Below are 10,076 nucleotides of genomic sequence, written 5' to 3'. Positions count from 1 at the left end.
GGTCGCCTTTTCTTGGCCTACGTTCTTTTGGCGAAGCAAAAGAAGGTAGGTGCGCCGCCGGGCGCACACCCCAGCTCCCGCCCTCAATCCAAGCACGCAGTAACCACGAAGACCAGGCCGCTGAACCACGCCTGGGCAACAACAGCATCATCACCCCAACTGCAGCAACGCCTCCTCGCGCCAATAATCAGCCGCAGCAAAGAACCCCTCCCACACACACCCATTGCATCCACGCCCACAACAACTCGTAGGCTCAGGCGGCGGCGCGCGCAGGGTGATGTTCACCGCTGCAGCCTGATGCTGCATCTGTGCGAACATCGCCCGGGCGGCATCGACCGGTGCCGCAGGCGTGGCGGCGCTCACGGCTTGCGCTTGGCCCGGCGCAGCAGGTACTGCACGATGAAGCCCCCGCCCAGCACCAGAGCGAACCAGCCCACCAAGGTGGCCTGGGCCATGAGATCGCGCACGCCACCCGATCTGGCGACGTAGGGCGCCAGCAGGATCACCAGCCCGATGAGGGCGCAGGTGACGCCCTTGAACAGCATCTCCTTGTCGGCCTTGGCCTGTTGGGGGTTGCGGGGAGTGTTGTCGTTGGTTGGCATGGCGATGGCTGGCAGAAAATATGCCGAAAAGGCGCTAAAACAGCGCCAGGGCAAACCGCGATTATCCTTGCCACCCCGATTTCCGATCCGTTCGACTAGAAAGTACCCCCGCATGGCCATCCAGTGGTTCCCCGGTCACATGCACCTGACCAAGAAAGCCATCACCGAACGTGTCAAGGACATCGACGTGGTGATCGAGGTGCTGGACGCGCGCCTGCCCGGCTCCAGCGCCAACCCCTTGCTGGTCGAGCTCACGGGGCACAAGCCCACGCTCAAGGTGCTCAACAAGCAGGACGTGGCCGACCCCGCGCGCACGGCGCTGTGGCTCGACTGGTACAACGCCCAGCTCAGCACGGGCGCCGTGGCGCTCGATGCCTCGGAGGCCGCGCCCGCGCGCAAGCTCATCAACGGTTGCCACCGCCTCGCGCCCAACCGGGGCGGCATGGCCAAGCCCATGCGGGTGCTGATCTGCGGCGTGCCCAACGTGGGCAAGTCCACGCTGATCAACACCCTGACCAACAAGCGCCAGGCCAAGACCGGCGACGAGGCCGGCATCACCAAGATCGAGCAGCGCATCACGCTGGCCGACGACTTCTACCTGTGGGACACGCCCGGCATGCTGTGGCCGCGCATCATCATTCCCGAAAGCGGCTACAACCTGGCCGCCAGCGGCGCCGTGGGCCGCAATGCCTACGACGAGGAACTGGTGGCGCTGGAGCTGCTGCGCCGCCTGCAGCAGCACTATGCACCGCTGCTGGAGGCGCGCTACAAACTGGGCCTGCCTGCCGGGAGCATGGCCACCATGCACGACGAGGAGCTGCTCGAAGCCATCGGCAGGAAGCGCGGCGCCATGCTGGGCGGTGGCCGGGTGAACCTGCAAAAGACCGCCGAGATCGTGATGACCGACTTTCGCACGGCCATTTTGGGGCGCATCACCCTGGAGACGCCCACCGAGTTCGAGGCCTGGCGCGCCGCCGGCCTGGCCGAGGACGCCAAGCGCCAGGCCAAGAAGGACGCGCGCGCCAAGTCCAAGGGCAAGGGATCGGGCGTGCGCGAGCCCGCTGCGGGCGACGCCGAGTCCGAATAGCCGGGGTGCCCCGGCGCGAGGGCGGTGGTCGGGCCGGCCTGTGGCAATTGAGGGCTCGATAGACGCGATGTATCGCGTTACCATGCCAATTCATCGGCTGCCACCGCTTTGATGACGACCATGCGCGCTGTTGCCCACCTGCTGCCCTCCGACCGCGACGACACCACCACGCAGCAACTGGTGCGGGCCGGTGCGTGGGTGGTTGCGGTCACCGGCACGCTGATCGCCGCGCTGCTGCTGCTGGACGCCCCGCTGTCCTGGACGCATGTGCTGCTCAACCTGGGGGCGGGCGGCATGGGGGCCTTGTCCGTGGTGCTGGGCCGCATGGGGCGCTGGCACCAGGCGGCGCTGGTGCTGGTCTGGGGGGTGTGGGGCGTGGTGGCCATGGTGGCGGCCAGCAATGGCGGCCTGCGCGGGCCCAATTTGCTCAATTTTCCGGTGCTGATCGTGTTTGCGGGCTGGATCCTGGGCGCACGCGCCACCCTGTGGCTCACGGGCTGCACAGGCGTGTTGATGCTGGTCTTCCTCTGGGCCGACCTGCGCGGCTGGCTGCCGGACGCCCGCTATGGCAACCGCCTGGCCTACCTGGCCTACCTCACGGGCGTTCTGTCGGTGACGGCCGCTGCCACGCTGCTGTCGCGCCGCAGCTACCTGCGCCGTGTGCAGGAGGCGCAGCAGACCGCGTCGAGCCTGGCCGACAGCGAGGCCGAGCTGCGCAAGCTGCTGCGCGCCGTGGAGCAGAGCCCCGAGAGCATCGTCATCACCGACCTGGCCGGGCGCATCGAGTATGTCAACGCCGCCTTCCTGGCCCGCATGGGCTATGCGCGCGACGAGGTGCTGGGCCAGCCATCGGCCCGGGTCTCCAGCAACGGCATGGCGCCTGCACAGCGCCTGGGCCTGCGCGACACGCTGGAGCGTGGGGAGAACTGGGGCGGCGAGCAGGTCAACCGCCGCAAGGACGGCGCCGAGGTGATCGAGGCGGTGGTGGTGGCCCCCATCCGCCAGTCCGACGGGCACATCACCCACTACGTGGAGCTCAAGCAGGACATCACCGAGCGCAAGCGCGCGGCCGACGAGATCCACCGCCTGGCCCACTTCGACGCGCTCACCAGCCTGCCCAACCGCACCATGCTGATGGACCGGCTGTCGGCCCTGCAGTGGCGCTCCGGACGTGCGCCGAATGTGCCGGGGGCCTTGCATGCGCTGGTGCTGCTGGACCTGGACCGCTTCACCACCTTCAACGATGCGCGCGGCAGCGAGATGGGCGACCGGCTGCTGTGCGCCGTGGCGCTGCGCCTGTCCGAGCTGCTGCCCGACCAGGGCCTGCTGGTGCGCGTGGCCGGCGACGAGTTCGCCATCGTGCTGCACGACCTGGCCAGCCAGGCGCCGCAGGCCAGCCGCCGGGCGCTGGCCTTTGCCGAGCAGGTGCAGGCCCTGCTGCTGCAGCCGCTGCGGCTGGAGGGCTATGCCGACGAGGCCCAGCTCGGTGCCAGCATCGGCATCACGCTGTACCCGCAGAGCCCGGCCGACTCGCCCCAGGAGGCGCTGCGCCGCGCGGGCACGGCGCTGCACCGGGCCAAGCAGGCCGGGGGCGGGCGCTCGGCCTTCTTCGAGCAGGGCATGGGCGAGGCGGCGGAGCAGCGCTTCCTGGTGGAGCGCACGCTGCGCCAGGCGATTGCGGACGACGAGCTGCGGCTGTTCCTGCAATCGCAGGTGGATGCGCAGGGGCAGCTCACGGGGGCCGAGGTGCTGGTGCGCTGGCAGCACCCGCGCGATGGCCTGCTGGCGCCCGGTGCCTTCATTCCCATTGCCGAGGAGTCCGACCTGATCGTGGGCCTGGGCAACTGGGTGCTGGCGCAGTCGTGCGCGCTGCTGGCATTGCCGGTGATGAGCGGGCAGCGCCTGCGCCTGTCGGTCAACCTCAGCGCGCGCCAGTTCCGCCAGGCCAATTTCGTGCCGCAGTTGCGTGCGCTGCTCGAATCCACCCGCGCCGACCCGCGCCTGCTCACGCTGGAGGTCACCGAGGGCCTGGTGATCGACGATTTCGACGATGCCGTCGGCAAGATGCGCGAGCTGGCGGCGCTGGGGGTGGAGATGTCGCTGGACGACTTCGGCACCGGCTACTCCTCGCTGGCCTACCTCAAGCGCCTGCCCATCCACGAGATCAAGATCGACCGCTCCTTCGTGCACGATGCCCCGACCAGTGCCGACGATGGTGTGCTGGTGCAGGCCATCCTGTCGGTGGCCAGCCACTTCGGCCTGCGCGTGGTGGCCGAGGGCGTGGAGACCCGGGCCCAGGCCGACTTCCTGCGCCAGCGTGCGCCCGACATCCTCTACCAGGGCTACCTCTATGGCCGGCCCGAGCCGCAGGAGGACTGGCTGGCCAGGCTTGCGCCCGGCCCCATCGTCTGAACCAGGAAAACAGCCCCCGCTGCCGGGAGGCAGTGGGGGCTGTTGTTCGGTCCGGCGGTGGGCCGGATGCTGGCTGGCTTACTTGTTCTTGTCCTTGCCGCGTGGCAGCACGGCTGTCACGGGCGGCATGGGACGGTCGGAGCCGTGGGATTCCTTGGGAATCGACGTGTCCTTCTTGGGCTTCTTAGCCATCTTGTTGCTGCGCTGTTCACCTTTGGCCATGGGTCCTCCTGGTTGGGTCTCCGGATGGGACCGCTGCGCAGCATGGTACGCCACATCCGGGGTGGTCGCGATGACGGATGGTGGCTCTTTTTTCAGGGCGCCGGGGAGCGTGGTGGTCTCATGCCCGCGCCGCTGCAACCACGGCCGTGGCCTCCACCTCGACCAGCATGCCGTCGAGCGCCAGGCGCGGCACCGGGATCAGCGTGCAGGCGGGCGTGGGCGCGTCGCCCCACACGCGGCGCGCGGCCTCGGTCCACAGGGCCAGGCGGGCTTCGGTGTGGTCCACGACCAGCAGCGTGAGCCGCGCCACGTCATGCACGGTGGCGCCGGCCGCCTCCAGCACGCGGCGCATGTTGTCCAGGGCATGTGCGAGCTGCTCGGCAAAGTCCGGCGACAGCTCGCCCGCCAGGTTCTCACCGCCCTGGCCCGAGGCATAGACCGTGCGGCCCGCCAGGGGCGCGACCACCACGTGCGTGTAGCCATTGGGGGCGGGGTCGTACACGCCCTCGGGGTTGATGTGGGCGAGTGTGGCGGCGTGGGCGGAGGTGAGGCGCGAGGCGATCTGGGACATGGGTGGGTTCCTGAAATCGTTGAAGAGGCTGTTAGTATTCAACCTCAAGCTAAGTTGAGGTCAACGGGCACTTTTCGGAGCAGGGTCATGAAGCAGTACGACGACGCACCAGGCGATTCCATGGCAGAGCTGGCCGCCGATCTTTCGGTGGGCGAGGTGGCCCGGCGCAGCGGACTGGCCGTCTCGGCGCTGCATTTCTACGAAACGCGGGGCCTCATCGCCAGCGTGCGCAGCGCAGGCAACCAGCGGCGCTACCCGCGCTCGGTGCTGCGCCGGGTCTCGGTGATCAAGATCGCCCAGCGCATGGGCGTGCCGCTGGCGGCCATCGGCGAGGCGCTGCAGGCCCTGCCCGCTGGCCGCTCGCCCACGGTGGCCGACTGGCGCCGCCTGTCCGAGCGCTGGCGCGAAGACCTCGACGAGCGCATCCGCACCCTGACCGCGCTGCGCGACCAGCTCGATGGCTGCATCGGCTGCGGCTGCCTGTCGCTCAAGGTCTGCCCGCTGCGCAATGCGCAGGATGCGCTGGCCCGGGAAGGGCCCGGTCCGCATTTCTGAGCGGCCCTGGGCGGGCTGCGCTCGTTACCAGCGCAGCGGCGCGGGCTCGTTGTCCCAGAAGATCCAGCGGCGCACCTCCGTGTAGGGCGAGGTGCCGATGGAATACGGGTCCAGGCCCGCTTCGGTGCGCTCCAACACGGCCAGGTAGCCCCCGTAGCTGCCCACCAGCAGCGTGTTGCCGTCCGCCGATGCCTCGACGGCGCTGATGGTGCTGCCCACATGGTGGCGCCACAGGATGTTGCCCTCGCCGTCCAGGGCATGGATGTAGCCGTCCGCATCGCCCATGACGGCCAGGCCCGGCAGCGTGGCCGAGGCGTACACGCGCCAGCGCGTGTTCACGAGCGTGCCCTCGCCGTCCTGTGCGTCATCCACCCGCGTGGCGCTGGTGATGCCGTTGTACAGGTGGCAGGAGTTGAACCACAGCCACGTGCTGTCATGCGAGAAGCGGGCGTGGTGCGGGTAGGAGGAGTGGGTGTCCAGCGTGCGCAGCGGCCGGCCCTGGGCGTCGAGCAGGATGTGCGTGCTGTCCTGGTCGCCCAGGGCGATGAAGCGCTCGTCGGGCGACAGGGCCATGTGCAGCATGTCCATGGCCAGCAGGCTGCCTGGGGGCTCGCCCTCGGCGGCGTCCTCGTGGTTCTTGGGCCAGGTGTAGGGGCCGCCATCGTCCTCGCCGTCTTCGCCCTCGTCGAACTCCTGCGGGTGCAGGCGCTGCACGCCCTGGGCAGCGCTGATCAGGTAGATGCCGGTGGGGTTGCGCAGCAGCACGCGCTGGCCGTCGTTGAAGGGGATGATCTCGTCGCAGCGTTGGCCCAGCGCGCCCGCCACCAGGCCCATGGACGCGGGGATGCCCTCGTTGCCGCGTGGCAGCGGCAACTGCGCGATCAGCGGGCCGCCATAGCCCTGGTGCGTGGTGATGTGCGTGCCGTCGCTCTGGGCAAAGCAGTGCCCGTCGGCCGAACGCCCCAGGCCCTGCAGCGCGGGCAGCAAGGTCACGGTCACGCCTTCGATCTGCGCCCAGTGCACGGCATCGCTGTAGGTGGGCCCGATGCGCGCGAGGATGCGGCCGTCCGACAGCAGCAGGGCCGGGCCGATGAACTGTCCGGCCTTGGCTGCCGTGCGCACATAGGCGTCCGGGGCAAAGGCAAAGCGGTGGCGAAAGCGCTCGGCCAGCGCCTCGTCGGCATGGCGGTTCACCACGCGGGCCAGTTGCAGCACCGTGGGGGCGCTGGCCTTGCGTGGGTCTTCGGGGATCCGGGCGGTGCCGTCACCGTCTTCCTCGCCGTCGGTGTCCTCGTTGTCGCCGTCCTCGCTGCCCTGTTCGGCGCGGGTGAGCAGGGCCAACTGGTGGGCGCGTATCGCCGCCACATAGCCCTCGCCATCGGCCTGCCATTGCCCGGACAGCAGCATCAGCTCGGCCGGGAACACGGCGGCATCGGGCAGGTCCGGTGCCAGCGGGGGCGTGGCCAGCAGGCGCACGGCGGCCTCGATGCGTTGGGCCTCGGCGCGCTCGGCCTGCTGCTTCTCGTGCGCGCCCCGGATCCTGGCTTCCACCTGGGCCACCATGCGCAGCAGCCGCGCGATGTGGTCCACCGCCCCGCGTGGCAGGGTGGCCTTGGTCTCGTTCTGCCGCTGGGCGTACCTGAAATCCACCAGCGGCGGGCCCGTGCGGGCCTCGTCGACGTCGAGCTGGTAGGCGCTGTACATGTCGTCCGGGTCGTCCCCGGGACGGGGCTCGCCGTTCTCCCAGCTGAGCTTGAGCGCACGGCCATAGGGCTCGCCCTCGTGCAGGCAGGGCTGGCGTGCGCCCACCCACACGTCGCCCTGCCAGGTGCCGTTCCTGTCGCTGTCCCACCAGTCGTTGTACTCCTCGGTGAAATAAGGCAGGCTGGTGAACTGCTCGATGTGCTTGGGCGTGAGCGTGCCCTGCAGCCGGCGGTACAGCGGGTAGCCGGCGCGCGACTGGCCCACGGCACGGCGCAGGTAGTCGAGCACGCCACGCCAGGCCTGGGTACAGGCTTCTCGCGCCTCGGCAGGCGCTTCGTCGTCGAGCACCTTCCAGCCGTCGCCCGTGCCCTCGGTGTAGCCGCGGTAGAGCAGCGTCGCCACCTCGTTGAACGGGATGGGCTTGCGCAGCACGGCTGCCGCCAGGCGTGCCAGCAGGCCTTTGCGCGTGGGCTCGTGCTCCACCGAGAGGTAAAAGTCCCAGGTCTTCCAGACGGTGATGAAGACGTTGTCGTCGCGCTGGTCGCCCTCGGCATCCACATGCCGGCGGCACAGCGAAAAGTCGGTCTGGCCAAACCAGCCGGGCGCCTTCTTCTCCTTGTGCGTGACGATGGGCGAATTCACCGCCGCGAGAATGTTGGCCACGCTGATGGCCTCGTCGGCGAAGAGGTCGCTGGCCAGCGGCATGTCGGCGGTGATCTCGGCGCTGGTGCGCACTGGGCTCTCGCTGGCGCGCACGGCCTCCACCACGCGCTCGCGGTCCAGCAGATCGCCGATGCCGTCCGTGCCATCGTCGATGCCGTCGAAGTACCCGGGCAGGAACACCAGGCCGGCCACCTCGGCAGAAAATTCCGCCAGGCTGGGCACGCCGCGCACCTCGTCGAGCAGGAACTCCACCTGCTCGCCGCCCGCCACCTGCACCTGGTACCCGTCGGTGAACAGCACCACGCGCGCGGCGAGGCCTGCATTCACGTGCAGGTCGCCGTGGCCGTCGTGGCCCCAGAGCAGTTCCTCCACCGTGAGCACATCCTTCACGTACACCAGTTGCCCGCCGATCACCGCGTGCTGTGCTTGCAGGCTGCCCAGCACCACCAGGTTCGTGGTGCCATCGGTGTCGCTGGCGGTCAGCGGGCCGTCGATGCGCAGGCTGCCTTCGATGAGCAGCAGGTGGGGGGCGCGGCGGGGCAGGGCCACGGGCTCGGGTTGCGCCTGCGCCAGCCGGTGCAGCCCGCCATCGGCCACGAGCGGCGTGTCCAGGTGCAGTTCGGGCCACCGCAGGTCGCCGGTGATCCAGGCGGCGGTCTCATCGCTGAATTCTTCGGGATCGGCCCGCAGGCGCTCGGCGAGGGCGCAGTCGGCCGGCAGCAGATGGGCCACATCGGCCAGGGGGACAAGGCGCAGGCTGGGCAGGCTGGGCAGGCTGGGCAGGCTGGGCATGGTGCTTTCAGGGCAATGAACAGTCGGCGGGCATCGTACACCGCGTGCAGGTCGCCACGGCGCGGCGTGCATGCCCGACCGTTTGGACCGACAATGATGTGTTGTCTTATCAGTTAATGAAACCCTCCCACCATGAGCCAGAACCCGCCCTTGTTTGAAGTGCTGCCCCGCGACCTGTCCGCCTACCGCCAGGGCAATGTCGGCATCGACTACGTGCACCGCTTCGAATCGGGCAAGCCCGGCCCCCATGTGCTGGTCAATGCGCTCACGCACGGCAACGAGATCTGCGGCATGGTCGCGGCCACGCACCTGCTCGACAGCGGCGTGCGCCCGCTCATCGGCACGCTGACCATCAGTTTTGCCAACGTGGCGGCCTACGAGTCGTTCGACGAATCCCGCCCGTTCGAGAGCCGCCAGCTGGTGCACAACCTCAACCGCGTCTGGTCGGCGGCCGAACTCGACGGCAGCGACGACAGCCCCGAGCTGCGCCGCGCGCGCGAACTGCGCCCCGTGGTGGCCGCAGCCGACCACATTCTGGACATCCACTCCACCAGCCAGGACGTGCAGCCCTTCTGGGTCTATCCGGCCTACGAGCGCAACTCGGCGGCGGCCCTGGCCATCGGCCTGCCGCCCGTGCACATGGTCATGCCCAACGGCCTGGGCTCCGGCACGCCGCTGATCCAGCACGGCCGCCACGGCCAGGCCCTGGGCGATGCCGGCGTGGCCATGGTGGTCGAATGCGGCCAGCACTTCCTGAAATCGGCCGCCGACCTGGCAACCCTGGTGGCGCAGGACTTCATCGCCCACTTCGGCCTGACCGAGCCCCGCGCCGACCGCGCCGTCCGCGCCGTCCCCGGCCCGCAGCGCCGTTTCGAGTTGCTGGAAACCTGCATGGTGCTCACGCCCGACTTCGCGTTCACGCGCCCGGTGCAGGGCTTCGAGACCTTTGCCAAGGATGAACTCATCGCCACCGACGGCACCGTGGAGATCCGCGCGCTGTGCGACGACTGCACGGTGCTGATGCCCACCCGCGAGCCCATCGTGGGGCGCGAGGCGGTGTATTTGACGCGGCCGATCTGAGGAGGGCCTGACGCCGCGCAGGCGCGGCGGACACCCCTACGCCTCAAGCCCCGGCAGTTGCCTGCGCGGCTTGCGCGCTGGGTTGGCACGGCGCAGCGTGCGCAGCACATGCCGGGTCGCTCGCGCCAGGGCGTCGTCCAGTGCTGTGCGCCAGTCTCTGGCGACGGACGAAACCACCACCGGGCCTGCGCCATCCGTGCGCAGTTCGATCTGGCAGCGCTTGTCCACACCACCCCGCGGGCCGTTGAGGTCGGCCAGTTGGACGTCGGCCCGCGGAACCAGCGCGTTCAGGCGCCGAAGGGCAAAGCGCACCCGGCGTTCAACGGTTTCGCGCATCAAAGCCGCATCGGGATGGCGGGACTTGAAAAGTATCTGCATCGGCGTTCTC

10 protein-coding genes are annotated in these 10,076 nt (G+C 69.4%); 4 read left to right on the top strand and 6 right to left on the bottom strand.

Translation table 11 applies throughout. From position 1 onward, the window contains the following. Positions 1-150: 150 nt before the first annotated feature. On the bottom strand, positions 151-306 hold the full coding sequence (locus tag PMI14_RS34215; protein WP_369751452.1) for an oxidoreductase-like domain-containing protein: 156 nt from the start codon (positions 304-306) through the stop codon (positions 151-153). Between the two features lie 53 nt (positions 307-359). Further along, positions 360-602 (bottom strand): hypothetical protein, encoded by a 243-nt coding sequence (locus PMI14_RS13020; protein ID WP_007855017.1) that lies wholly within the window; start codon positions 600-602, stop codon positions 360-362. A gap of 112 nt (positions 603-714) precedes the next feature. Here PMI14_RS13020 and ylqF point away from each other — a divergent pair, with 112 nt between their 5' ends. Together ylqF and PMI14_RS13010 are read left to right on the top strand one after the other, a co-directional pair. Continuing rightward, entirely contained in the window at positions 715-1,689 is a 975-nt protein-coding gene (gene ylqF / locus PMI14_RS13015; protein ID WP_007855015.1) for a ribosome biogenesis GTPase YlqF, read from the top strand. A gap of 120 nt (positions 1,690-1,809) precedes the next feature. After that, complete coding sequence (locus PMI14_RS13010) at positions 1,810-4,101, top strand: bifunctional diguanylate cyclase/phosphodiesterase (protein WP_007855013.1); 2,292 nt, start codon at positions 1,810-1,812, stop codon at positions 4,099-4,101. A 78-nt stretch (positions 4,102-4,179) separates the two neighbouring features. On the opposite strand, the gene PMI14_RS35315 is transcribed toward PMI14_RS13010, so the two are convergent. Next, on the bottom strand, positions 4,180-4,323 hold the full coding sequence (locus PMI14_RS35315; protein ID WP_007855012.1) for a hypothetical protein: 144 nt from the start codon (positions 4,321-4,323) through the stop codon (positions 4,180-4,182). Between the two features lie 118 nt (positions 4,324-4,441). Further along, positions 4,442-4,894: a RidA family protein gene (locus PMI14_RS13005; RefSeq protein ID WP_007855009.1), complete on the bottom strand. Its 453-nt coding sequence runs from the start codon at positions 4,892-4,894 to the stop codon at positions 4,442-4,444. 87 nt (positions 4,895-4,981) lie between these two features. Here PMI14_RS13005 and soxR point away from each other — a divergent pair, with 87 nt between their 5' ends. Then, a complete protein-coding gene (gene soxR, locus PMI14_RS13000) occupies positions 4,982-5,449 on the top strand; it encodes a redox-sensitive transcriptional activator SoxR (RefSeq protein ID WP_007855007.1) in 468 nt (155 codons plus the stop codon). A gap of 24 nt (positions 5,450-5,473) precedes the next feature. Here the strand turns inward: soxR and PMI14_RS12995 are convergent, their stop codons facing one another. Next, positions 5,474-8,608: a WD40 repeat domain-containing protein gene (locus tag PMI14_RS12995; RefSeq protein WP_007855005.1), complete on the bottom strand. Its 3,135-nt coding sequence runs from the start codon at positions 8,606-8,608 to the stop codon at positions 5,474-5,476. Between the two features lie 132 nt (positions 8,609-8,740). On the opposite strand from PMI14_RS12995, the gene PMI14_RS12990 reads away from it, so the two are divergent. Beyond that, on the top strand, positions 8,741-9,688 hold the full coding sequence (locus PMI14_RS12990) for a succinylglutamate desuccinylase/aspartoacylase family protein (RefSeq protein WP_007855004.1): 948 nt from the start codon (positions 8,741-8,743) through the stop codon (positions 9,686-9,688). Between the two features lie 36 nt (positions 9,689-9,724). Here PMI14_RS12990 and PMI14_RS12985 read toward each other — a convergent pair whose 3' ends face one another. Next, on the bottom strand, positions 9,725-10,066 hold the full coding sequence (locus PMI14_RS12985) for an HPF/RaiA family ribosome-associated protein (protein WP_007855003.1): 342 nt from the start codon (positions 10,064-10,066) through the stop codon (positions 9,725-9,727). Between the last annotated feature and the right edge of the window lie 10 nt (positions 10,067-10,076).

Source organism: Acidovorax sp. CF316 (genome assembly GCF_000276605.1).
In the GTDB taxonomy this organism is placed as follows: Bacteria; Pseudomonadota; Gammaproteobacteria; order Burkholderiales; family Burkholderiaceae_C; genus Acidovorax.
This window is presented reverse-complemented; position numbering and strand designations above follow the sequence as displayed.

What these genes read in the sequence shown, in the direction of transcription:
- soxR (WP_007855007.1), top strand. Translation starts at nt 4,982, where the DNA reads ATGAAGCAGTACGACGACGCACCAGGCGATTCCATGGCAGAGCTGGCC.
- PMI14_RS12995 (WP_007855005.1), bottom strand. Translation starts at nt 8,608, where the DNA reads ATGCCCAGCCTGCCCAGCCTGCCCAGCCTGCCCAGCCTGCGCCTTGTC.
- PMI14_RS13010 (WP_007855013.1), top strand. Translation starts at nt 1,810, where the DNA reads ATGCGCGCTGTTGCCCACCTGCTGCCCTCCGACCGCGACGACACCACC.
- PMI14_RS35315 (WP_007855012.1), bottom strand. Translation starts at nt 4,323, where the DNA reads ATGGCCAAAGGTGAACAGCGCAGCAACAAGATGGCTAAGAAGCCCAAG.
- PMI14_RS34215 (WP_369751452.1), bottom strand. Translation starts at nt 306, where the DNA reads ATGCAGCATCAGGCTGCAGCGGTGAACATCACCCTGCGCGCGCCGCCG.
- PMI14_RS13005 (WP_007855009.1), bottom strand. Translation starts at nt 4,894, where the DNA reads ATGTCCCAGATCGCCTCGCGCCTCACCTCCGCCCACGCCGCCACACTC.
- ylqF (WP_007855015.1), top strand. Translation starts at nt 715, where the DNA reads ATGGCCATCCAGTGGTTCCCCGGTCACATGCACCTGACCAAGAAAGCC.
- PMI14_RS13020 (WP_007855017.1), bottom strand. Translation starts at nt 602, where the DNA reads ATGCCAACCAACGACAACACTCCCCGCAACCCCCAACAGGCCAAGGCC.
- PMI14_RS12985 (WP_007855003.1), bottom strand. Translation starts at nt 10,066, where the DNA reads ATGCAGATACTTTTCAAGTCCCGCCATCCCGATGCGGCTTTGATGCGC.
- PMI14_RS12990 (WP_007855004.1), top strand. Translation starts at nt 8,741, where the DNA reads ATGAGCCAGAACCCGCCCTTGTTTGAAGTGCTGCCCCGCGACCTGTCC.